We start from the raw sequence: 23,719 nt of genomic DNA, 5'->3' as shown, positions 1-23,719 counted from the left end.
AGAAGTTCGTGAGGTGCTGTTGGACGACGGAATCATCCGTGTCGAGTTGGACAAGGAGGCGGGATCGAAGCATGAAGCGGTTTGATGGGTTCAAAGTGGACAAGCGCGGCGCCCGGTGCAGGCTGTGCGGTGTGACCCTGACGGAGGACAACGGTTGGCGCTGGAGCGAGTTGTGCAGGGACTGCGCGGCGGAGTACGCGGAGCCTGAAAATATTTGGGCGTACGCGAATCGTTTGCAGGATGGCAGCAGAACAGGGGAGGGTGAGTCTCATTCGGTAGCTTAAACAAGCCGCGTACCAGGCAGGATGCGCCAGACGGCGTTGGGACCATGTCTCCCAAGGTACCCGGAATGCGGGAAGTCGTGAGCGAGTACCTTGGCTGTGGCGGTGCGGTGTGCGCGCAATGCGAGATATGTGTGGAGGTGGTCACGAATGGAGAAGGCGACGAACGCGAACTTGATCCGGCCGATTGAGGCGCCAGTGCGACCCGGTGACCGCGTGCGCTGGACGAGCCAGGCGCAAGGGACTTGGAAGGACAAGCGCGGTGAAGTGGTGGCGGTGATCCCAGCAGGCCTGTCAGCGTTTCGGTATCTGCCCTCCAGCAAACCGAACAAGGATTGGCGGCCCATGTTCACCACCGACGTGGCGAAAATCGACCGGGTGTTGGTCCGGGTGCAAAGGCGTAGAAAAACGGACGGTCTGGTCCTGGGGTGGGACTATTACTGCCCCCGGCTAAGCCAGGTCGAAATCGATGCGTCAAGGGAGTGAGGCCATGAGCCCGACCAAGAAGGACGAGATGGGAAGCCGTGGGCGCCTGATTCTGCCGCTTCCCCCAACGCTCAATCATGCCTATCGAAATTTTGTCCATCCATCCGGCAGGCGGATGCGGGTGTTGACCCGCGAAGCGGAGCGGTTTCGGGAAGAAGCGGCGTGGTTGGCCAAGGCGTGGGCCATGCAAACCGGTTGGTCCATGCCGCCGCCCCGAACCAAGGTGTATCTGCGGCTCTGGTACTTTTGGCCGGACTGGCGTCGAGCGGACGCAAACAACCGGGAGAAGGTGTTGCTCGACGCGCTGGAAGGTGTGCTGTATCCGGATGACCGTTGGGTACTCGTTTGGGAGATGGACTTCGACGTCGACCGCGAACGGCCGAGGGTCGAAATAGAGATTTCAGCAGGTGATGTGCCGTGCGCCATGTCTTCCTGATCGGCCCGATGGGCGCGGGCAAGACGACCGTCGCTCAGTGCCTGTGTGAACGGTATGGCTACACACGGTATGCCCTGGCCGCGCCGGTGGACGCGGTGCTCGACATCGCGGTGCCGTGGCTGAAAGGAGCGGGTAAGGCGGTACGGCGTCCGTACCTGCAGAAGGTCGGGCGGTTTCTGCGGGAGTTTCAGCCGAATCCGCTGTTGTTCGCGGCGGAGGAGCGGCTGCGGACAACGGCGGGACCGTTGGTCATCGATGATGGCCGAACACTGGAAGAAGCGGTCTGGGCGCACCAGCAAGGATTTGTTGTCATTGTGCTGACCGCGGCCAGGAACGTGCGCGAGCGGCGGGTGCTGGCGCGAGACGGCGAGTTGCCGGATGGGCGGACGTTTGAGGATGAAACCGAGCAGGCTTGGCAGGACGCAAGGGGCATTGTGATCGACACGACCAGGATGCACGCGCGGGAGATGTGTGAGGTGGTTTGGGACGTTGTGCGAGGAGGTGACGTGTGATGGCCTGTTTGTCGGATACCAGATTCATTGTCATTGACACGGAAACTACCGGCCTGCCACCGCACGGGCGCGTCGTGGAGATCGCGCTCGCGGGTTGAATAATGGGCCAAGGGAAGTATTCTCGACGCTCATTCATCCTGGGTGTTCGATCCCGCCCGAGGCGTCGGCGGTACACCATATCACGGATCGAGACGTTGCGGACAAGCCCGCGCTGGAAGCTGTGTGGCCGCAAGTGTTGGAGCTAGTTGAGGGCGCCGTCCTGGTTGCTCACAACGCCGAGTTTGATCGTTCGATGCTGCCCGAAACAGGAAGGCCGTGGCTATGCTCGAAGCGGTTTGCCCAACATTTGTGGCCCGACGCGCCTAATTTCCAGAACCAGACGCTGCGTTACTGGCTCGGGATCGACATCGACGTCGGGCTGCCCCACCGCGCGATGGGTGACGCCGTGGTGACAGCGCACGTGTTTCAACGCGAACTGGCAGCGTACCTGGCACGCGGATACGAGGACGATCCAGCGGCGTTGTTCAATTTTGTGGCAGGTCCGGTTGAAGTGCGAACGATGCCGTTCGGGAAACACCGGGGTCAGTTACTGGAGGAGGTGCCCAGAGACTACTTGAACTGGGTACTGGAGAACGTCCAGAGGCTGGACGCGGACCTGGAATGGAGCATTCGGAGGGTGCTGGGGAAAAGCGCATAGTCCTGTGTGAACTGTGGACAAGTCTGTGGGTAACCTGTGCACAACTCGTCCTTGGTTGTGGATAAATGGGGTGTAAGGAATGTTGGCGACCGCGCGGAGGCAAGTAACTGCACGCGGGGGCGGGCAGGCGTCTGAGCGGCGTCAACCTGCCGAGACCTTTTCAGCAACGTTCGTCCGGGCGGTACTTGCAGCCCGGTATCCGCGCAGCGCGGTTCGGGTGCTGTTGTTCGAGGTCCGGGACCGGGCGGGGCGCATGGTGCGGGACCACACATGGATTCAGGACGGCCGGGCATTTCTGCGGCTGCGGTTGCGACCAGGGGACGTGGTGCAGTTTGAAGCCGTGCGAGTTCCGTATCTGCACAAGAAGTGCGGGAAAGGCCACGTCTCCAGGTGTCCTGATGTTGGATTCGCGATTGTCGGACGTGTACGGAAGTCGGCATACCCGCTCGGGGTGTTAGGAACTTGAATTGGAGGTGAAGGTTATGGGGCGCCGGGGGCTGGAGGACTTGATTCAACAGTACGAGGAGACGTTGAAGAAGGTGAAGGAGGCGCGCAGCACATTCGAGCGGTTGTCGCGGACGAACCCGCGGTACGAACGGGACGCGAAGCTGTGCGAGAGCATGATCAGGACGTTGGATTATGCGATCTGCAAGATGGAGGGATTTACAAGGACGACACACCGGGAGATTCTGGTTGGGGACCTGAGCGATCTGGACCGGATGGCGGCCCGGCGAAAGGCGGGAGTGGTGGACGAGGGTTCGGAGGCGGAGGACGAGGGTTACCAGCGGGTGTTGGTGGCCTGGAGCACGATCATGACAACGCGGGAGGCGGTGTGTCTGTTCGCTTATGAGCGTGGGATGACGTTCAGTGCGATTGCGAATGCGTTGGGCGTTTCGCGGGCATCGGTGCAAAGTTACGTTGAACGAGCGAGGGAGAAGTTGCGCCGGGCGCAGTCGGTGCAGTTGGCGCTTTGGGACGATACTCCGGGGTTGGGAGCGTGAGAGAAGTGGAAATGGACAAGCTGTCAACCGCTCGGCAATTACAGCGCGAGCGCGAGGCGGTAGTGAGGTTGTACGCGAAACTGGGTGTGTTGGCCGAGATATGGCTGGCGACCTGGAATTGTAAGACGGCGAGTCGTCAGCGCTGGCTTCGCGTACTATACGAAGACGTGCTGGATGCAGCATACGAGGTGGCCTTGGTGTTTCGATACGAGGAGCCGGTGTTGGATGGCGGCGCCGCTGTCAGTCATGACCCTTGGGTTTTATGGGAGCGGCTGCTCGGGTACGATTGGCCAAACACGGCGGAGGAGTTTGCAGAAGGGATGCGGGACCTGGTTGCTCTTGGCAGGGTGCTCGGGGTTCATGAGGCCGCGGCATGATGTGATACGCCGCAATGGGATGGCTGTCGATTTAGGGAAATGCAGTCGTTTAGAGGAAGATGTCAAATTGTGTCGAACCCCCAGTAAAAAAAGGGGGTTGCGGCGTTTTGTGGGATGTTCGGACAACCATTCTGACCGACGTTTTTTCGATGCTCTTTTCTATGACATCGTCCATCGTGCTTTCCAAACGGGAGGTTAAGCGCATGGAGTACAGTTCGGTCACAAGGACTCAATTCGAACATTTCGTCAAGCCGAGTTACGACATTGTCAGTCTTTTGATTAGCCCATATAGCGTGTCTGGACTTATCATCTGGGATGAGAAGATGTACGCGTTGAAGCGGGAAGAAGTTCTTACCAAACTGAAACAGTTGGTGGATGCCAACCAGGATGTGGTTGGAAGCCTTACATATGAACAGATACGGTTATTGGACTTGTCTACATCAGACGGAGACAAGGAGTTCCGCAGGCTGTGTGCGACGCTTGTGAAATCCTACTTGGACTACAGGACTGTGTTTGATGAGATGGATAGGAGGATGAGAGGAATCAGTCGACTTCGTTACGCGATGGAACGGATACATCTCCCGAAGGGACACGGGTTGTCTGCCACGGTGTTCTTCAAACGGAGTGTTCTCCTGATCGCAGAAGCCTTGGAACCGATAATGAGACGATTGGTCTTGGCCATGATGGGTGTAGTTGGTGCATTGATGGTATGGGTCTTGGTTCAATCTGCTGCCCATTGACAGGCGGATGACGTGAAATTCCGGCGTAAAAATGGCATTTTACGACACATTTGCCGAACGTGCATGACGTTGAATCCTTGTGGCACCGTCGTGCATTCACTAAGAAATGGAATCGTAACAGACTAAAATTGTGTCGTTAAAATCTCATTGCGCTTATTTCATCGAGGAGTGGTGCCGGGGTGGACATCCGCGCGCTGGTCGATAAGCACATGGCAGGCAAGAGTGATCGGTCGAAGCAAATGTATGTGTACTGGTTGAATCGGTTCCGGGACTGGCTGGTTGGTGCCGGTGGGGACATGGCGCGATTGACGCGGGCGGATGTTCAGCAGTTTATCGACTGGATGACGGCGCACAAGAAGTCCCCGAGCACCGTATCTGTGGCGGTGTCCGCAATCCGGGCCTTCGCTCGCTGGACCGGGCAAGAGCATGCGAGACATAACCTATCAACACACGCAGACCTGGAAAAAGTCAAACGATTCAGGGTTCTAGAGTAAAAGAACGAATCCAGTCGTTGTACAACAATCCGTCCAAGGACGGACAGTGATCTGTCTGGACGAATTCGGACCACTGTCGATTCAGCCATGTGCGGGTCGAGGATGGTTCGTAGAAACTTAAGCCAAACCGGTTACCGGAGATTACCATCGGACGCGCGGTGTTCGTCACCTTCTGGCTGCACTGGATTTGAAATCCGACAAACTGTATGGGCATGTTTCGGACTCGAAAAGGCCTCAAGACATCCTGCGTTTTCTGAAGGTGCTGCGCCGTCGTTATCACTGTTCCGAGCGGCTGTACATCGTTCTAGACAACTTTTCGCCGCATGATCATGAGCGTGTCCGGAACTGGGCGGCTGAGAACAATGGAGAATTGGTCTACACGCCGACACACGCATCGTGACTCCTTCCACGGTATCCGCCTGCGTCGAACACCCGGGAAGTCCGGGGATTTCCATTACCAACCTGCCTTCAACAAAAGGGGCAGGAGAGGACATGAGGTGAGGATATAGATTAGCAGTTCAAGAAATTTTGTCCTGAAAACTGGAATCACCATATTGGTTAGGCGTTGTTTTCCTGAACATCTATGTGCTATTCTTCTTGTTGGTTCCGGTCGCTGTAACAACCTGCCGTACAGTACCTGTATATTAAGGCTTTTAAGCGAGGAGAGGTGCTCCATGAACTGGCACCTCTTCTCGCCAGCCCTAAGTTCTCACGTTCTGTACAACTTTCCGCGTTCAAATCTGCACGGAATCACACGGTGAACGTGTAATCGACTGTACGGATTAGAACTATTTTCTCTGATGATTTCGAGTGCCAGCGTAGCTTGTTTTTCCCAGATCAATTCATCTGCAGAGATTTTCTTCCCCAGGTCGAGAATGACATACTGACTCTTCTTGTTCTTGGCCATGATCTCGCTCCTTTCCTCGGATACTGTAGTGTATGGGGTAAAGGTCGTCTTGTGGATAGGCGAGCGCCTAGTTAACCGGTCTGTACCATCCGCCGCGGCCAGAAGGCGGTCCGATCGAGAAGCACCGGGAGGCTTGGCACGATGAACGGCCGAACGATGAAGGTATCTATCAACACCCCGGTGACCGCCGTCTTCGGTAGGTCGCCAGAACCTCGAATGTGTCAACCAGAATCAATTCAGCCGACAAGATGACCTCGCTGGTCGCCAACGCATTCCCTCCCCGTCGTATACTGTGATACCCATAGAGACAATGCTGCCATGTCCCAAAATAGGGGGGACAATGCCACGAACACTTAGTTGTCCTCCACGCTCCCTCTATTCGAGAGGGGGTTCTTTTCATGCACACGCTCTTTTGGCACGACAACATACTGTTCCTCGACAACGGGACCGCATACGGCGTGTACCGGTTGCCCGCACTGCCATACGAGAACCAGCCGGACGCCGTCAAGCGCAGCATCTACCGCCAGCTTGAGGTGTTCTTCCAGACGTACCGCGGTAGCGGCCAAATCCTGAGTGTCGCGGTGCCGATTCCGGCGGAGGAAGTGACTTCGCGCATGGCTGCCTTCAGCAAGCATCCGCATTGGCGCGCACACATGGAACTGGTGGCCGAACAACTGCGCGAGCATCCTTCGTTTGAGCGTCTGACATTCCTCATCTTGCCGCTCGCCTCGCCGCTTGCAGCGGCCTGGAGTCAGGTTTTGGACCGGCCTGACCGGATTCGGGAGCGCGTCGCCGATCAGTTCCTGCGGTTCTGGGGCTACACCAAACGCAAAGTGGCACGGGTCCAATCTCCCGTGTTGACCAAACACGACATCGAGGCGGCTGCACATGCGGAACTGCGGACCTTCAACCGCCTGCAGGCGGTCATCCCTGCGTTGGCGAGAGCCACTCCGCACGAACTGGAACTGCTGCACAGGGCACCGTATCATCGCGGTCTGGCGCCCTGGCCGGTGGTGTTTCCTGATCCTCTGCCTCGGACGGTGACCATTGAGGGCGGCGAAGTGGTGATTCGGCCGCGGCCGCTGCGCCTGGCTCTCGCCTCGGCGGCGGTGCGAGAGGACACGTTCCGGATTCGGGTGGAGCACAGCGACGGGCAGGTATCGTACCAGTCGGTGATGGCAGCGGCGAGCATGCCTGAGCGGCTTGAGACCATTGGCGACGAGTGGTTGTATCTGCCCTTGGAGAAGTTGAACATCCCTGTCGACACCTGTGTGCACTTCGAGATCCTTTCCCCGCAGCGAGCCAGGGAGATTGTCTATCGGCGCAAGAAGATCGTCGTCGCCCAGGGCGAGGAGTACGCGCAGACGGGAGATGTGCCTTGGGACATCTACGACGGGCTGGAGGACGCGCAGGCTCTGGAAGCTAAGCTGAAAGCGGGCATGGCGTTCTCAGTGTTTCATGCTTTCTTCGCTGTCGGGGCAGACAACGAGTTGGAGATGCTGCGACGGGAAGAACTGTTGAAAGAACGGTTGCAGGGGGCCATTCAGCTTGTGCACCCGCCGGGGGACGCCCTGAAAATCTGGCAGGCGTTCTTTCCGGGACAGTCCGGAGGCGTGGACAAGGCATGGTCGATCCCGGCGGACCCGACGATGCTCGCGGCATCAGGTGCCTTGGGCACGGCACAGGTGGGCGACCCGACGGGGATGTGGTTTGCCAAGATGGCCCATAGCGGCCGGCCGGTATGGGTGGACTGGTTTCGAGCGATGCGGGAGCTGAACCGCAGCGGTGCTGCGGCGTTCGTCGGGACGCTGGGCAGCGGCAAGTCGGTCGGGATGAAGTACGCAGCGGACACGATGCTCCAGTGGAACTCGATGGGAGCGGTGGTAGACCCGAAACAGGGCGAGTATGGGGCGCTGGTTGGGCTTTGGCCGCAGGAGAGCGTGTGGTGGACGTTTGGCGCTGGAAGCGATCTGCGTTTCTCGCCGTTCCGGCTTGGGCGTGACGCAAGGGAATCCAGGCTCATCGCGGAAGGGTTCCTGGGGGTGTTGCTCAACGTGACGACCCGCCGGGAGGATCAACGTGCGTCGCTTGTGCTGCAACGGGCCTTGGCCGCGCTGTACGAGGGCGAGAAGTGGGACATGGACCATTTCCTGCTTTGCCTTGACGCCGAGCGCAGGGACGAACAGCGCCGGGAGGAAGAGCGCGACGTTGCAGACCTGTTTCTGGGCCTGTTGGAGCATTACCGCGACGGGGAGACGGGCCGGGCGCTGTTTGGCAAGGATGGCGAGGACAATGTGATGGACGACCGGGCGCGGTTGGTGGTGGCGTCGATTATGGGTCTGGACTTCCCGGACCCGGGCAGCGTGCCGGACGCGTGGCGTGATTCGCAGCGGTTCGCGGTGGCGATTTTGTATCTGGTGACGCAGATCGCGTTCCGGCGCTTGGTCATGGCACCACAATCTGTAAAGAAGTTCTTCGCGGTGGATGAGGCTTGGATTTTGCGCTCGATCCCAGAAGGTCGGGCGCTTCTGAACCGGATGCTGCTGCTCGGGCGCAGTATGAACCTGGTCCTGATGATGGCGGTGCAGAACCCGGACGTGCTGCTGCCGAAAGAGGGATCGGAGAACGACGACGTGTCGGCGAGCCTGGGCTGGTGCTTTGTTGGGCGGATTACGTCACGGGCTCAGGTGCAGCATGCCGTGAGGCTGCTCGGTCTGCCGTTGGAGGATGAAAGAGATCTGAACCACTATGTCGAGGTATTCCAGGCGTTTGAGAAGGGGCGTGGGTTTTTGCGTGACCCGCTGGGGCGGATCGGCGAGGTGCAGATCGATGTGGTGGACGAGGGGCTGCTAAAGGCGTTCAGCACGACGCCGGAGTAATGTTACGGTAGGTTGGAGAGACCTGCATGGAGCACAACACGATAACCTTAGAGTGGTTCGATCGCTTCATCCAGCCTGGTTACGAGTGTATTCGTCCGCTCTTTCACCCGTACAGCGTGTCTGGCCTGATTATTGGGGCGAGAAGGAGAAGGTGTACGATATCGAAACGAGAAGAAGTGCTATCGGAATTGAAGCGGCTTGTGGATGACAACGGGGATGTGGACTTCTCTCTATGCTTTGGCACGGACGCGGCGCCCAAATGGACATGAATTACCCGCAGCAGTGCGCATAATACGAAGTGTACTTCTCATTACAGAGGCGTTGGAACCCATTCTCGAGCGCGTTGTCATGACATTGGTGTACGTTACAGGAGTCGTGGTATTGTGGAGTTTGGCGGTTCATTGAGAGTCGAACGCGCGGCCGGGGGACAGCGGCAATGTCGCATGTCGTCGATGTACGAGGGGACGTGACCAGATGGGGTGAATCTGGGCGGATCGTCTCGTGCAGGTTATGGTTGCGCGGTGCCAATGGGAAGACGCATGTAACACCGTGTAAGAAGCAGAACGATGTCCTGACAGTGCGCACAAGCTCTTCGGGACGTGAGATGCTGGTCTGTAAACGGCAGGCCGCCACTGAATGGCTGGCCGTGAACTTCCTGGCACTGACCTGCCCTCATACAGGCCGGCCATGGGTCAAATATTGCCCAAGGGAAATCGTACGCAGTTCATTCACGATTGTCTGATGGTGAGGTCTTAACTTCTGAGACTTGACATGGCCGAAAGCGTTTATCGACTTGGGATGTCACCTGCAATTATTTTATAATTACAATGACCATATATGGAGAAGGTGGGGGCCGTGGCAGCAAAAATGTCTGTCATGGATGTGGCGAAGTATTTTCTTAACAAGAGCCGCCCCGGAACAAAGTGGGCAATTACGCACTTGAAGTTGCAGAAATTGGTGTATTATGCTCAGGCATGGTATTTAGCATTACGGCATGAGCTTCTTTTTGACGAAGAACTGGAGGCGTGGGCGCATGGCCCTGTTTCCCCGACTGTTTACATGAATTACCGAGCATTTGGGTACAGGGAAATTCCTCCTTACGAGGATGACATCAAAGTTAGTGATGAGGTCAAAGCAGTTCTTGATGCTGTATGGGAGGTTTATGGACATCGTTCTGCAAGATGGCTGGAACAGAAAACACATATGGAAGATCCGTGGATACAAGCCCGAAAGGGGACACCTAATGGAAGCAGGTCTCGCGCTGTAATTGATACAAGATTAATGGAACAGTACTATTCAAGTCTTCTCAAGTCTTCTTGAAGACGGAGTGTAAGTAAAAGTGGCTGCTATTGGAAAAGGCATCGCTTTAGGTGTTGTACTTGCATTTCTGATCTTAACGAGAGATTGGGCAAACGCTCAGCTAAAGACGGAAAGTAGGCGAAAATACGAATTCCCGGCATTTATGCAGTTCATATTAAGAATCACCATACCTATATATTCTTTTGTAAGATTCTCTGCTCATTGTGTTCCTGTGGCGCTATGTATGGTCTTGATGGGAATTGTATTCTTGCTTGTCTCACCTTTAATACCCGATTATTTCTCGGGTTCTTTACATATTGTATCCCATTCGAAACAACCCGCATTTATTACTTGGGCTTTTGGGGAATATGTATACTTTTTAAAAAATTTATGGATTCACATATCTATAATTGTGACTCTATTTGTTTTCATATATACGCAACAAAAGACAGCTTCGATGAGTCGGGTTATGGCCAGCATACCGTTAAGATTCTTTTTCTACCTATTCACTATGACCGATTTATATACCATAATCCTATATTACTGGTTTCCGTTTAAAGTTGATTATTAATACTGTTTAAAGAAGCTGAGTATCCTCTTATATGGACAACAACACTACGTAATTGAGAAGAAGATAAACTTCGGGGAGACCCCGAAGAATTTCGTCGATATTAAACATGCGAAGTGCACCTATCTGCCCTACTTGCTAGATAACTTAGAGGCTTCGTCAGGGGCTTACGGCCTAATGTTCCTAAGGGACAAAGAGTTCATGAGCAAACTCAGAAGGAATATCGTTTTACATTGCTCTTTGTGAATGATTAAGTGATGACGTTCCGTTAATTTGCCGGTGGTTTTCCAGGTGTCATTGTCACCTGGAATCGAGGTTCATGCTCACAAGAGTCCCACGGCCACGGATTCTGTGCCTCGTTACAGTCGCGCGGGTCGCACGGGGTAGCGTCGGAGCGGGCGCGGTGCCCATCCGCACCGAGCGGGGTTGGCAGTTGCTGTACCACGGGGTGGACAGCCAACTTCGCTACAGTATGGGCGCAGCTCTTCTGGATCTGAACGATCCCGCTCGGGTCATTGACCGCACGGAAGAACCGCTGCTGGCTCCCGAAGCGCCTTATGAGACTGAAGGATTTTTCGGCAACGTGGTGTTTTCGTGCGGTGCGACTGTACAGGGGGACGTCATTCGCATGTATTACGGGGTTGCGGATACCGCGCTGGCCTGCGCCGAATTGAGTCTGTCGGAGATTTTGGACGCGATGAGTTGAACTGTGGTGCGACGGCGCCCCGCTCGCCTGACTGAGACACTTCGGGGCCGAACCCCAGCAGGTTCGGTCCATTTTTATTCTGCGAGTCTTTACAAAAATACCAATAACAAGTATACTAACGCTATAACAGGAAATTAAAGGGAGGCAATGTAATGACTTCCAATCATGTCGTGTTCGTGTACGGAACGTTGCGAAAGGGACAGGGCAATCGCCGGGTCATGGAGCCGCATCTGGTGCGCGAGTTGGGTGAGGGAAGCATCCGGGGAGAGATGTACGATCTCGGTGCGTTCCCGGCTGCGGCGCTGGATGGTGACAGTGTGGTGGTGGGCGAATGGGATGAGGTCACGGACGACGGACTCGTGGCGCTGGACAGGCTGGAGGGTTATCCGCGATTCTACGACCGAACTGTGGTGAGGGACTTAAACGGCGCGGCGGAAGGCTGGGTGTACCACATGACGGGCCGCATTCCGGCCGGCGCGCCGCGCGTTGACAGAGGAGACTGGGTTGCCTGGTTGCGGTCGCGGAAGGAGGTGCGGGTATGAGGCGGATTCCTTGGCCGCTGATCCGGGGACTGAATTTCATCACGCTGTTCGTGTTTGTCGGCTTCATCGCGATGTCTATCCACTACTGGGCGATCCCGATGAATTCGCCAGAGCTGCCGGAGTTCGCTCGCCATACCCCAGGACGGTGGTTCTTCTATCTGTTCCTATCGTTTTTGTTCATGTTTCTGGCCCTTGCCTACACGGCAATGTTCTGGAAGGAGTTGGAGCGGCTCATTGCAAGAGCGGGTCAGTTCGCGTTGCGCGCTGCTTGGTGGATGACGGTATGGGCGCTTCGTGGTGTGATGTTTGCCGGATGCGCGACGGCTTGGGCAGTGCGGCATGGTTGGAGGGCTGGTCGTGAAGCGGTTCGGAAGCGGCGGATCGCGAGGATGCCGAAGGGCGAGACGATTGACGTTGAGGCGGAGTGGAAGGACGAGGAGTGCGAGAAGACGCGGTGTGCGTAATTGGCGCTGCTACGCATGTCTGGTCGCCAAGAGTGGCCCGGTTTATACTGGTTACACGGAGGGAACGATGAGCACACCAAGAAACGCAAACGACATCGTTGCAAAGCATTTGACGGGCGCGGTGCCAAATGGCGCTCTGGATGTGATCGGCATCCACGACGCGAATGTGGTGCGCGCGCTGCCTACGGAGATCCCGAAGGTCGAGGTGCGGCAGGAGTACACCGATGTCATGTTGGAACTGGACGACGGCCGGTTGTTGCACATGGAGTTCCAGACGACGCGTGAACCCGCCTTGTATCGGTTTGCCGCGTACGATGTAGCGATAGCGGAGCGCCATCGGCGCAAGGTGCGGACGGTGGTGCTGTACACTGGAGATGTTCACGAAGCGCCTTCCAAGCTCGATGCGGGGAGTTTCCAGTATAGCGTGGAGAATGTGTACTTGAACCAGTTGGACGGCGATGCCGCGTTGGAGGCGGTTAAGCGGCACCTGGACACCGGCGAGTGGACAGAACGGGATCGGGTCCGGTTGTCGTTTGCGTTCTATATGCGGTTCGAGCGCCGGACGCGGGACGAGGCGTTTGAAGACATCGTAGATGTGGTGCGACAAATTCCCGACCGGGACGAACAAAATTATGTGGCGGCTTTAATTCTCGGGTTCAGTGCACGGGTTCTGACGACGGGGCAAAAGGAACGGCTCAGGGAGGTGTTAAGGATGACGGATTTGCTTCGGGAGTTTGAAGAGGAATTCAAGGAAAAGTGGATGCAACAGGGGGTGCAGCAGGGTAAGCGAGAAATTGCTGAGCGGATGTTTCGTGACGGGGCGTCGATAAGCGATGTCGTGCGTTGGACGGGGTTGTCGGAGAAAGAGGCGGAGGAGATTCGGCGCAGGTTGAACTGATGGTTTGTTTCGCTTTACGGCAGGGCCGTGAGTAGTAATGGGTAAAACCTGAAGAGCCGTCTTTGCGGACGGCGCTTGTTCTTTTCCAAAGAGATGAACTTATTGAACCTGCCCGATTTGAGGAGTCTCACAAAGTTTGATGCGCGTCTACGAGAAATACCAACTGATGTTGACGCATTAAGAGCAGCAATCAACCAAGCACTGTCGGAACTAGATAAGGCGGAAGCCAGCCAACACCTAGATGCCACGGTAGGATTGCTTGGGTACTTGGGAAACGCATGTAGAATTATTGGGCTTACGACGGAAGCGATAGATTATCTTGAACGCGCAGTATTTCGATGTAGAATGCTCGGTGACCGAAAAGGTGAACTTGTAAACACGATTCGTTTGGCGGAAGCGAGAAAATATAACGGAGACTACCAGATTGCTGAGCGTCTTTTGCGCGTCGCACTGACTTGGACGGATGAAGAAGTACTGTCAAACTACAAGGATTTCGTCTTGCAACATCTTGGAAAATGTCGTCTTGAACAAGGTGCACCTGAAGACGCTGTACAGTTGTTGCAAGAAGCGCTGAAACTACGCCTCGAAAAAGGCGATAAGACCCTCATCGAATCGACAGAGCAGGCGCTGACATTAGCACGGAATATGTGTCATGGTGCCTGAACACAGGTGTTCAAGAAACAACTATGGCCGCAAAAAGGTGTTTTCCAAACCGATAAGGTGAGATCAGACCAGCCTCCTTGTGGCGCAGAACTACCTGGCGGCGCTGATCCTTGGATTCAGTGCGCGGATTCTGGCGCCGGAGCAAAAAGAACGGCTGAGGAGGGTGTTGGAGATGACGGAGTTGCTGCGGGAGATCGAGCAGGAGGTAAGACGGGAAGAGCGTCAAGAAATTGCGGAACGTTTGTTCCGCGATGGGGCGTCGGTAAGCCATGTGGTACGCTGGACCGGACTGTCGGAGAAAGAGGCCGAGGAGATTCGGAAGAAGGTCAACTGAGGTGGCACATACCGGTGAAACCTTACAGCGCGTCGTCCATTCTCGATTGGGCGGCGCGTTTTATTTTGCCGTGCAGTCATCCCTTTCACGAAGACAGCACCACGTATCATCGGAGACAAGAGTCCGAGGCTGAGGCGGACCGAGCGCGGAGCTTGAGCACTTGACAAGAAGCGAGGTGGGCGACCCGCCAGTACCCGAATCCGAAGCTCGTGGGCTGTGCTATCATGCACAATGAGGGAGGGGCAATTTCGTGCAAATGCGCCGGTGGATTTTGACGATGGCCGCCTGTCTGTTGCTCGTTCAGCCAACGATTGCTGACGCGGCCACATATCGAGGCGGAAGCACGTACTCGTCTAGAGTGTCGAGTTCTTCCACGTTCAGTAGCGGTTCCGCGTATCACTCCAGCTACACCGCTCCGTCGTTAAGTGCTGGCACCGTATCGGGAAGCCGGGGTGCAGCCGGGGCGACGGCGGGTTCCAGTTCTTCGTACCGTTCTGGGTACACCACCCCGTCTTCGAGCGTTGGTACGACAACCGGTTCGAGTTCCACGTATCATTCCGGTTACCAGTCGCCGTCACCGAACGTCCGGACGCCCAACTCCGGGTACACATCGGGCACTGTGCAGAGGCCGTCGTTGTCAGCCGGGCACGTGGCGTCGTTTGGAGCGGGGATGTTGCTGGGCAGCATGCTGCATCCGTTCGGCTGGGGATGGTCGGCACCGTACACCGCAGCGCCGGTATACGCTTCCGGGGTGATCGGGGCAGCGCCTGCGGGGATGGCAGCGGCTGCTTCGGGGTGGTCATGGGTCGGCACGATCCTTGACTTGATTTTGTTGGCCGCCGTGGTGCTGGCCATCGTGGCACTGGTACGGCGTCTGCGCGGCAGGAAGCGCGCGGACGTGTTCGCAACCGTGTCGCAGGCCGCGGCGGATGATTCGGGGGCTGGTGTCGCGATGTATCTGGACGAACAAGCGATGGTCGATGCCTGCTGCGAATACGTCGTGCGGAGGGAAGGATGCGCGCCGCAACAGGTAGAGGTTGACTTGCAGTTCGACAATGGCAGGTTCGCGGCGGATGCGAGAATCGGCGGCTGGCGGCACCGGATACTGAGCCAGCAGGACATGGTGGATGCAGTTGCGGAGTTTGTTGCGGAGCGTGAGTCGGTGTCGCCGCACCGTGTGCGGGTGGATTTGCAGTTCTCGGAACAGAACGGGGTCACTGCAGACGCCGTGGTGGTGTAGGGGAAGTCAGTAAAGAGTTCAGGGCGCCGTGAGAGACGGCGCTTTTTTTGTCCTGCAAGCCTCCGACGAATGAAGAAACATTGCTCACAGGAGGCTGAAGCGGCGTGAATGCGGACGTGTTGTTGGAGGTCCGAGAGCTGCGGGACCGTTTGTCGGATCGGGTGGACGTGTTGAACAAGGTCAAGGCGTTGTCGCTGCTGCCGGACGACGTGAATGCGACGGTCGAGATGGTGGCGGGCTACTACGAAGTGCACCGGGACGCGGTTGAAGAGGTGATTCAAAATCATCGAGGGGAATTGGAATCTGACGGACTTCACGTATTACGGGGGCAAGAGTTGACAGAGTTTGTTTCCGGTATTTTACCGGAGGCAAGGTCTGGAATTGTGTCTCCCAAAGCGCGTTCGTTGACGCTGATCCCCCGTCGCGCAATCCTGCGAATTGGGATGTTGCTGAGGGACAGCGTAGTGGCCAAGACGGTGCGGTCGTATTTGCTCAACGTCGAAGAGGAAGCGCGGGCGTCTGCGCCGCAGGTTGTGGCCCGAGCTGTCAACCGCATTTCGTGGCGGAACATTGTCACCGCTGTCAGCCAGAAGAAACGCCTCTGCAAACTTTTGGGCGTGTCGGACGGGACGGCGGCGCTCGTCGCGTTGTCGCACACAGAGCAGGAGTTCGGAGTTGATTTGAGCGAGTTCAAGCGGCTAGTGCGCGAAGACGATACGGAGGAGACGTATTCGCCCACGGAGCTTGGGCGTAGAATGAATCTACCGATGTCCGGCAAGCGGATGAACCGGCTCTTGGCTGAGGCGGGACTGCAGCGCTGGGACGAGGCCGATAGGGAATGGAAGCTTACTGATGCGGGCAAGCGGTACGCGAAGTTGATGCCGGTTGAGATTTACCACCCAAATCGGCGGGTTTCGACGACGAAGTACGTCATTCGGTGGAAGGCGTCGGTCTTGGAGGTATTGAGGAGACGTGTTTGAGGGCTTGCGGTTATGGACGGAATAAACAGGGGCGTGGTAGAATAACACTGAAAATGGCAGGAGGGTTAACCCCTCCTGCGTTGGGAGTGCGGCCCCGCCTTGGCGCCAACCTTGCGGCGGGGTTCGCCATTTAATGCTCTGATGATTTCTGCGACAGCGTAGCCCACACGAGCTAGCCCCCACAGAAACACCGCGAGCATTAAGGCGATGTCTCGCAGCATCCCTATCACCCCCTTTCGTCAAAGGGGGCGGCAGAGAGAGGTTTGACCCTCCCACGGAAATTCTATCGCAGATTTCATTATTTCTCAATAAATGGTTGATTGCGCTTGCAAGGCGGATGGTCGTCCACAAGAATGCGTGGGCGGCCTTTTTCGTTTTGCCATGCTGTCGCCATAATGATGACGAAAGTGTGCTTAGAGGTTTTGGGTAAACAAAGGATATTTATATACAAATGGAATAGTAGTATACTGTAGCCAGCGAATGCGAGAGCCAATAGACAGTCGGACGTTTGCCATACAACACGGCAATGTACAGGAGGGGATGAAGCATGAAGATCAAACTCGGAACGCTTCTGGCGGGAAGTGCCGCAATCCTCGCCACGACTTCCTTCGTTCCACAGGCGATGGCGGCGACCGCGAAGGCGCAGTACGCGACGAACATCATCTACAACGGCGTGGTCGAGTCCTCGCCGAAGCACATTGTCGCGGCGGACCCGTGGGGCGGCACGCAGACGAGCTGGCTGCCAGTGTGGTACGTGTACACCGCGCTGACGCAGGCCGGAATCCACACCACGTGGGACGGCGTGCGCGGTGTGTTGTCGATGACCGCGCCGGATGGGATGAACGTAGATCTGACGAACCTGCCGACGAGCGGCAAGGTGACGCCGCAGACGATGGCGGTGCAGATCAACGGCAAGACGGTGCTGTACGCGCCACGATTGGCGGCCACGGACCCGGCCAGCGGTCTGCCGACGACGTATGTGCCGATCTACTACCTGGAGCTGGCCGTTAAGCGGCTCGGTATCACGCCGGGGTGGGACGGCACCAACTGGACGATGACCGTTGGCAATCCGTCGGCCGTGACGCAGCAGGATATGGCGGATCAGATGTGGGCGGCCTTCAATGCCACGTCGAACTGGGACATTGTGAAGTACGCGACGATGCAGGATGCGGGGGTGACGCCCACCACCGCTCCGGTGACGGCGGGCGATATTGCGAACTGGCTTGCGAAGTGGGCGGCGGCGTCGAAGGGCGTTATGTATGCGGGGCAGTTCCATCCGTATGACCTGCAGTACGAGGCGTCCAGTGACCCGTTCAAGTGGGCGCAGATCAACGGTCTGTATGACGGAACCGCTGTGTCCAGCGCGAGCGACCAAATCAACGCGGATGAGGCGACGCAGATCATCGACAACCTGAAGTGGTGGCTGAACGGTTACAAGGTGAGCAACGGGGTCTACACGTTGCATGTGCCGTTTTATCCCAATTGGTTGACTGGATTCCGTTTGGTGGCTCAGGACTCTGTTCCCGAAGCGAAATATCAGGACGGAATCGCGCAAGCAACCAAGTATTACGATCAGATTCAAGTCTGGGGTTCTCCCGACTGGTCCAAGATCTACATCAAGCTGCCGGACACCAACGGTACGAATGTGACGTTGGGTGCCGCGGCCAAGAACTTCATCTACGGCAATGAGGCTGGTTTGTATCCGCCGGGTCCGGATCACGGTGGGACCACGCTTACAATCTCGAACACTAACGGAAACTACGGGTTCATACTGAAGGTGTTGACGATGAATGAGACACCGCTTGGTGGGATTGGATTCGAGGTGACATACAAGAACTACAACGGTAGTCCTGACTTCACAAAACCCATTGACGACGGAGCGGGTCAATTGGATAACGGACAAAGCGTCGGATCGTGATCATGACGTTATTCAGCGCCTCCTGCTATTGGCAGGGGGCTTTTTGTGTGCCCTGCATGTCGCCTCGTGGTGGAGGTGATGTCAATTGCTTGACCAGAAACGACGGATTGCTGCCGCTTCCGCGTTGACTACCGCACTGTTGGCAGGGTTGGTGGCAACGCCAGCATATGCGGACACCCTTGGAGTGTTTTACTACGACTCGTCCGGGAACTATTACTCGATTGGCGGTGGGGATGATTTCAGTGTAAACAATCCTCCACCAGGCTGGCCGAACTTCAGTGGTAATGCGAAAATTGCTTTTGCCCAAGTGAACGGACGCAACATCCTCCAGATTGACACACAGAACTCGTCTGCCAACAACGGTTACCTGGCGATTTATGCGGGGGATGTTTCCTCGTGGGTAAGCACCCTTCAGGGCAACTTGAGTTTTGTGCAAGCTCAAGTACAGAGCCAACAGTTTTCTGTTAAAGACCTCGATACAGGCAATACAACTCAATTTGTCCCCTTCGCCACCGTGGTCAACGAGTCGGGGGCCGTGTTCACGGGTGATACCTTTACAGCGAACGTAGGAACGTACACAGATCCTAGCACAGGGAAGACCTACCCGACGTACAACCACAATTTCTCGATTAGTGCGAGCGCACCGCCCACGGCGAACAGCATTTCGGCGACCGTCACCGGCAACACCGTCACCCTGCATTTCAACACCACCGTGCCGTTGTGGCTGCAACTGGCCACGCACCACTTCGACCAGATCACGATCCGGAATTCGAACGGCCAGGTGGTGTGGCAACCAAGCGACACGTCCAATGCTGGCGTCACGAATGTGCAGGTGGAAAGCGGGAGTCAGTATTCAAACCGCGTGGATGACATCACGCCGTCAGTGACCTTCCCGAACGGGACTTACACTGTCACCGCCTCTGTGTGGGATGGCGTTGACCGACAAAGCAACACTGTGACAACCACGTTCACCGTGGGCAGCAGTGGAGGCGGTGGCTCCGGCGGCGGTGGTGGCAGTGCAGGAAAGGACAGCATTGTCCTGACTGCGAATCCGACGAGCTTGCCGGTCGGACAATCCTCCACCCTGACTGCCAGCACGGGCGGGTTGTCCAACGGCCATGCGTGGGGGATTGAAATCGTTGACCAGGGCAGTGATAGCACCCTGGGTGGTTCCAACCAAGCATGGTCGGACATGAACGTGACGTCGTTCAATACCACGGCCACTTCTCAGAGCCCGCTGACCGACACGTATGTCGCCTACCTGATTGACACGGTGACGTGGCAACAGATCGCCTCCAACACCGTGACCGTTACCTGGTCCAATGACGGCGGCTCGGGCGGTGGCGGATCCGGTGGAGGGGGTTCAGGTGGCGGCGGAAGCGGTGGCGGTGGTTCAGGTCAATGTCCTGCGCCATACGATTCGGACGCTCACTGGGTGAGCCTTGGCAACGGGGACGAGGAATTGGTCTGGACGCGCCATGACCCGTACCCCATCTACCAGGATGAAGAGCGATGCACGACGGACGCCGACGGAAACCAGCATTGCACCACCGTCCGAGTCTTTGTCGGGTGCGGAGACAACACCACACAGAAGACACAAGTCTACAGGCATTCGGTGTCGAACGGTCAGATCTCTGGGTTGTCGTACGACCCAGGAACACCGACCAACATGTGGATGCCGGTTCCGTCGCAGCAGTGGGACCCGGCGCAGTGTCCCGGTCTCTTCTGTGACCTGTACCAACGGCATGGTTGGACAGGGTGGGAAGTTGGCGGGCCCAACGCCAACCAGATTTCGAGCGATGTTTGGGTGAACGGCCAACTGTTCCACACCTACGGCCCGCCGATTGGCCAGCAAACGCCGACGGTGTGGGTGAGGGTTGATGGTGGCTTTGGGTTCCGATACGTGTGGACTGGCTCACCACATGCCATTCCAACGAGCGGCACGGTGACCTTCACAATGACGAACCCGGATGGTGGGAGCATCACATGGACGAAGCCGCTGATTCTCAACACGGAGACGCTGCAGACGCAGGGGACTAATCTCCTGGGCCTCGACGAGCCGCCGCCGCCAGCGTCGGAGGTGTTCAGTTGCTGGACGGATATCCCGAAGGGCGTGTACAAGAACGGCCAGCCGGAGGAGGCGGCGTGGAGCCTGAGCAACGACCCGGCGACGGCGTTTGCGCAAGGCGCGCACATCTCGTTTACCGTCACGGTGAACACCCCGGCGGGTGACTTCACTGTGAGCGCGCCTAACGTGGCGAGTACGTTTGGGGTGCCCGCGTGGTGGTTCACGCGGCTGGTGGATGACAGTCTGTTGCAGCAGGCGCAGGCGCCGCAGACATACACGCCATTGGGGATCATCTACGGCGACGCGTCGGTCGGACTGCCGCCAGGAGACAGCACAAGGCTTGGATATTAAAACGCGGCCGCTCCGTTGAGAAGGCGGGGCGGCTTGATTTTTGCCTGTTTGCCATGCAAGGGGCGAGTGGGTATCTGCTGGACATTTATACGAATCATGTGTGATATGCTTGTTGCGGTAATGAGCTTGTTATGCGACAGTACAACTCGAATACTCGATCATATAAAATATCCCAAAATAGAGTACTACTTTTTCGACTCCCGTGGAAAGGGGATATTTTAATTAATGGGGAACAACCATGATGAACCTATACTTGATGCCAAATTGTCCAACACGATCTTAGCCTTATTCCAGGGCGATTTTGATCATCCGAAAGCCCCACCATTGTCGTCGCACGAGCCGACGAATTTGTCTCTGACCGATGAGCTTTATGGATTGTGTCTGTTCTGGGCAAAGGCGAAAGAAGTATTTCCCTTTTGGAAGCTGCGTCGCGTTAATTGGGACGAATTGTTTCAAGAATGTCTGTCAACTTTATTGAATACCGGTCCGCTTGGATTAGAGGATTACTACACATTTCTGCAATCATTTGCAGCCACGCTTGGAGATGGACATACGTTCGTTCAATTTCCCGCCTGCATTAGAAACAAATGGGCGTATCCCGCTCTTCAACTTGATCCACTTGTGACCGAACAGGGCGTCTCCATGGTGGTAAGCGGTGGCGAATTGCCCAGAGGATCGGTGATTGTCGAAGTGGACGGCACCCCTATTGATGAAGTTGTCAAATTGGTCGCGTCACGTACGTCTGCTTCGACTCCACAAGACCTTGCTGCAAAGGTCGCAGATACACTCTTGCGCAGGAACAAGGGCGAACGGGTATCCCTCCGAGCCAAATTGCCTGATGAACGGATTATACTTTGGACTGGGGTAGCTGCCAGAACTCCCCCTGTGAAAGAATTTGAGATTCAACATTGGCAAGACGGTATTGTGCATGTTGTCCTTCCACACTTTCAAAGCCCACAGATATCCACTAAATTCCATGAAACATTTCATGATTTTGATGGTATCACTGGCCTTATTCTCGATTTACGCTACAATCCGGGCGGAAATACGAACATCGGATACAGTATCCTCGCCCGCTTGATTTCAGAGCCAGTATCAACGTACCGCGTTCGTATCCCTGTAAATGCTCCCGTACTCGACAGTTGGGGTATGACTGACCGTTTTTGGCTGGCTCCGCGTGAGGAGTATGATTTGCATCCAAACGCCGACCTTCCACGTTTTGACGGACCAGTGATTTTGCTCACGTCAGCGCGCACATATAGCGCTGCTGAGGATTTTGTGATTGCGTTTAAGTCAGCAAAGCGAGGCGTAATTGTCGGAGAACCCACTGGTGGAAGTACAGGGCAATCCGTCTATTTTACACTGCCAGGTGGCGGAGTAGGTCAAGTGGTCGGTGTTTGGGAGTTGGCTGGAGACGAACATGAGTTTGTCGGCATTGGAATTCAACCCGATGTGCCGATAAAACCAACACTCCAGGACTATGTTGAAGGCAAGGATGTGGGACTTGAAGCCGCACTGAAGCTGCTGCGCCAGACAAACGGCAGTCGATAGGTTCAATAAATCACTATCCGTCGGTGATCAGTTCACGTGAATCGAAACAGGACGGTGAGAGAATAAGCGTCATAAGCCTTATTGAGTCAGGTAAATGTCGCGCGCTTCGCCATGTGAAGATGGCAGGGGGCGCGCTTTAGTTTTTGAGCTGTACAAGCAGTCCTTGGCAACTCCAATGTGTTCGGATCGAGGAACACGCGCTTAGGTATCGGCGTCAGTGCGGGACTGTAAATTTGTGAATATCCGTGGGCACGTCAGTCCAACATGTATTCCGGACTCATGAAGGCGAATGGAAGTGCTGACGCATGTCTCAGCCGATCCGGAGTTTATTGATCGTCGTGTTGTCGTGGATGTGCGTATTTGCTTGCTGCGATTTCACGGCGCCAGTGGAAGCCAAAATGCCACCGAAGCGTGTTTATCTGACCTTCGATGACGGGCCGAGTGAAAGGTACACGCCTGTCATTCTGGACATCCTCAAGCGTGAACATGTGAAAGCGACATTTTTCGTGGTCGGGTACCGGTGCAAGCAGTACCCGAACATTGTGCGCCGGATTCAGCGCGAGGGTCATGAACTGGGTAACCACGGATACTACCACCGCTTCATCGCAGACCGCACGGCGCTGCTGAAAGACATTACGGATACAGACCGAGAGGTCGTTAAGGCATGCGGCGTCCGCCCCATCTATTACCGACCGCCAGGCGGCATGCTCAGCCAGGACGAATGGCCGCAGTTGCAACGGCTGGGTCACCCAGTTCGGTTGTGGACTGTGGATTCGCAGGACTGGAAAGCGAATTCGACGAGCGTGATCGTCACGAATGTCCGGCAAGGACTTCGGCCGGGGGCCATTATCCTCTTACATGACGGTGTGTCAAGCAGTCGTTGGACGGTGAATGCTCTGCCTGAAATCATTCGGTACTGCCGTAAGCGTCAAAGCCCCCACACCTTGCGTTTCTCCAACCGTCGTGCGACAGTCATGGACGACAACAATCAGCCCCGCCAGGAGACCCAGCGGGGCGATTTCTCATGCTATCCTTTTTTTCCACGTCTCCGGATTCGTTCCGGCAGGCGATCTGACCACGGGAGCAACGCGTCCATCGCTGCCCGGTCATCCGTTCGGATGTTGGGTAGCCGCTCGAACAGGTATTCCAGGTACAAATACGGGTCCAGCCCGTTCTCCTTGGCTGTCTCCACCAGGCTGTAGGCGATGGCGCTCGCCCTCGCACCCTGTGGGGTGTTGGCAAACAGGAAGTTCTTGCGACCAATTACAAACGGCTTGATTGACCGCTCGCTCCGGTTGTTATCCAACTCCAGATGGCCGTCCTCCAG

25 protein-coding genes and 2 pseudogenes are annotated in these 23,719 nt (G+C 56.3%); 25 read left to right on the top strand and 2 right to left on the bottom strand.

Features of this window, described 5'->3' with window-relative positions; genetic code table 11:
- The first annotated feature begins 71 nt into the window (after positions 1-71).
- The 11 genes from BM357_RS09180 (at position 72) to BM357_RS20690 (ending at position 5,424) form a co-directional block, all read left to right on the top strand.
- The gene (locus tag BM357_RS09180; protein ID WP_074952038.1) at positions 72-284 is read left to right on the top strand and encodes a hypothetical protein; all 213 of its coding nucleotides are present in this window, start codon (positions 72-74) and stop codon (positions 282-284) included.
- 147 nt (positions 285-431) lie between these two features.
- Positions 432-767 (top strand): hypothetical protein, encoded by a 336-nt coding sequence (locus tag BM357_RS09175; RefSeq protein ID WP_083430344.1) that lies wholly within the window; start codon positions 432-434, stop codon positions 765-767.
- A 4-nt stretch (positions 768-771) separates the two neighbouring features.
- Positions 772-1,203, top strand: a complete 432-nt coding sequence (locus tag BM357_RS09170) for a RusA family crossover junction endodeoxyribonuclease (protein ID WP_245783922.1) — start codon at positions 772-774, stop codon at positions 1,201-1,203.
- Positions 1,185-1,715, top strand: coding sequence for an AAA family ATPase (locus tag BM357_RS09165; protein ID WP_245783921.1), 531 nt, complete (start codon positions 1,185-1,187; stop codon positions 1,713-1,715). Before BM357_RS09170 ends, BM357_RS09165 begins: the two co-directional genes overlap by 19 nt.
- Before the next feature lie 94 nt (positions 1,716-1,809).
- Complete coding sequence (locus BM357_RS09160) at positions 1,810-2,412, top strand: putative quorum-sensing-regulated virulence factor (RefSeq protein ID WP_245783920.1); 603 nt, start codon at positions 1,810-1,812, stop codon at positions 2,410-2,412.
- Positions 2,413-2,491: 79 nt separating this feature from the next.
- The gene (locus BM357_RS19295) at positions 2,492-2,878 is read left to right on the top strand and encodes a hypothetical protein (RefSeq protein ID WP_139234649.1); all 387 of its coding nucleotides are present in this window, start codon (positions 2,492-2,494) and stop codon (positions 2,876-2,878) included.
- Between the two features lie 16 nt (positions 2,879-2,894).
- The gene (locus tag BM357_RS09155; RefSeq protein ID WP_074952035.1) at positions 2,895-3,413 is read left to right on the top strand and encodes a LuxR C-terminal-related transcriptional regulator; all 519 of its coding nucleotides are present in this window, start codon (positions 2,895-2,897) and stop codon (positions 3,411-3,413) included.
- Positions 3,410-3,790 carry a hypothetical protein gene (locus BM357_RS09150; protein WP_139234648.1) on the top strand — a complete coding sequence of 127 codons (381 nt, stop codon included), beginning with the start codon at positions 3,410-3,412 and terminating at the stop codon, positions 3,788-3,790. Before BM357_RS09155 ends, BM357_RS09150 begins: the two co-directional genes overlap by 4 nt.
- A gap of 203 nt (positions 3,791-3,993) precedes the next feature.
- Positions 3,994-4,530, top strand: a complete 537-nt coding sequence (locus BM357_RS09145) for a hypothetical protein (protein WP_139234647.1) — start codon at positions 3,994-3,996, stop codon at positions 4,528-4,530.
- A 179-nt stretch (positions 4,531-4,709) separates the two neighbouring features.
- Entirely contained in the window at positions 4,710-5,024 is a 315-nt protein-coding gene (locus BM357_RS09140; protein WP_083430343.1) for a phage integrase N-terminal SAM-like domain-containing protein, read from the top strand.
- 172 nt (positions 5,025-5,196) lie between these two features.
- Entirely contained in the window at positions 5,197-5,424 is a 228-nt protein-coding gene (locus BM357_RS20690) for a transposase (protein WP_083430342.1), read from the top strand.
- Positions 5,425-5,733: 309 nt separating this feature from the next.
- Here BM357_RS20690 and BM357_RS19290 read toward each other — a convergent pair whose 3' ends face one another.
- Positions 5,734-5,931 carry a hypothetical protein gene (locus tag BM357_RS19290; RefSeq protein ID WP_139234646.1) on the bottom strand — a complete coding sequence of 66 codons (198 nt, stop codon included), beginning with the start codon at positions 5,929-5,931 and terminating at the stop codon, positions 5,734-5,736.
- 398 nt (positions 5,932-6,329) lie between these two features.
- On the opposite strand from BM357_RS19290, the gene BM357_RS09130 reads away from it, so the two are divergent.
- The 14 genes and pseudogenes from BM357_RS09130 to BM357_RS20230 form a co-directional block, all read left to right on the top strand.
- A complete protein-coding gene (locus BM357_RS09130; protein ID WP_074952022.1) occupies positions 6,330-8,810 on the top strand; it encodes an ATP-binding protein in 2,481 nt (826 codons plus the stop codon).
- Between the two features lie 855 nt (positions 8,811-9,665).
- The gene (locus tag BM357_RS09120) at positions 9,666-10,130 is read left to right on the top strand and encodes a Panacea domain-containing protein (RefSeq protein ID WP_245783919.1); all 465 of its coding nucleotides are present in this window, start codon (positions 9,666-9,668) and stop codon (positions 10,128-10,130) included.
- Between the two features lie 929 nt (positions 10,131-11,059).
- Positions 11,060-11,383, top strand: a pseudogene (locus tag BM357_RS09115) (glycoside hydrolase family 130 protein); the annotation flags it as partial.
- Between the two features lie 152 nt (positions 11,384-11,535).
- Positions 11,536-11,925, top strand: a complete 390-nt coding sequence (locus BM357_RS09110) for a gamma-glutamylcyclotransferase family protein (RefSeq protein WP_074952013.1) — start codon at positions 11,536-11,538, stop codon at positions 11,923-11,925.
- Positions 11,922-12,389 carry a hypothetical protein gene (locus BM357_RS09105; protein WP_074952011.1) on the top strand — a complete coding sequence of 156 codons (468 nt, stop codon included), beginning with the start codon at positions 11,922-11,924 and terminating at the stop codon, positions 12,387-12,389. Before BM357_RS09110 ends, BM357_RS09105 begins: the two co-directional genes overlap by 4 nt.
- A gap of 67 nt (positions 12,390-12,456) precedes the next feature.
- The gene (locus BM357_RS09100) at positions 12,457-13,287 is read left to right on the top strand and encodes an RpnC/YadD family protein (RefSeq protein WP_074952009.1); all 831 of its coding nucleotides are present in this window, start codon (positions 12,457-12,459) and stop codon (positions 13,285-13,287) included.
- 102 nt (positions 13,288-13,389) lie between these two features.
- Entirely contained in the window at positions 13,390-13,950 is a 561-nt protein-coding gene (locus BM357_RS19285; protein ID WP_139234645.1) for a hypothetical protein, read from the top strand.
- Between the two features lie 172 nt (positions 13,951-14,122).
- Entirely contained in the window at positions 14,123-14,284 is a 162-nt protein-coding gene (locus BM357_RS19830; protein ID WP_175511494.1) for a hypothetical protein, read from the top strand.
- A 634-nt stretch (positions 14,285-14,918) separates the two neighbouring features.
- Entirely contained in the window at positions 14,919-15,524 is a 606-nt protein-coding gene (locus BM357_RS19825) for a DUF2653 family protein (protein ID WP_074952004.1), read from the top strand.
- 104 nt (positions 15,525-15,628) lie between these two features.
- Positions 15,629-16,504 carry a hypothetical protein gene (locus BM357_RS09085; RefSeq protein WP_074952002.1) on the top strand — a complete coding sequence of 292 codons (876 nt, stop codon included), beginning with the start codon at positions 15,629-15,631 and terminating at the stop codon, positions 16,502-16,504.
- 547 nt (positions 16,505-17,051) lie between these two features.
- Positions 17,052-18,422 carry a hypothetical protein gene (locus BM357_RS09080; RefSeq protein ID WP_074952000.1) on the top strand — a complete coding sequence of 457 codons (1,371 nt, stop codon included), beginning with the start codon at positions 17,052-17,054 and terminating at the stop codon, positions 18,420-18,422.
- Positions 18,423-18,507: 85 nt separating this feature from the next.
- The gene (locus BM357_RS19820) at positions 18,508-20,841 is read left to right on the top strand and encodes a hypothetical protein (RefSeq protein WP_074951997.1); all 2,334 of its coding nucleotides are present in this window, start codon (positions 18,508-18,510) and stop codon (positions 20,839-20,841) included.
- 225 nt (positions 20,842-21,066) lie between these two features.
- On the top strand, positions 21,067-22,392 hold the full coding sequence (locus BM357_RS18965; protein ID WP_083430339.1) for a S41 family peptidase: 1,326 nt from the start codon (positions 21,067-21,069) through the stop codon (positions 22,390-22,392).
- Between the two features lie 305 nt (positions 22,393-22,697).
- Positions 22,698-23,129: pseudogene (locus BM357_RS20230) on the top strand (polysaccharide deacetylase family protein); the annotation flags it as partial.
- A 290-nt stretch (positions 23,130-23,419) separates the two neighbouring features.
- On the opposite strand, the gene BM357_RS09060 reads toward BM357_RS20230, so the two are convergent.
- The coding region (locus tag BM357_RS09060) for a transposase domain-containing protein (protein ID WP_139234642.1) at positions 23,420-23,719 on the bottom strand (300 nt) is incomplete at its 5' end.

Origin of the sequence: Paenalicyclobacillus macrosporangiidus (genome assembly GCF_900116805.1) — a bacterium.
GTDB classification, from domain to species: domain Bacteria; phylum Bacillota; class Bacilli; order Alicyclobacillales; family Alicyclobacillaceae; genus Alicyclobacillus_H; species Alicyclobacillus_H macrosporangiidus.
Note: the sequence above shows the minus strand (reverse complement) of the source record. Positions and strands in the feature narration are given on the sequence as shown.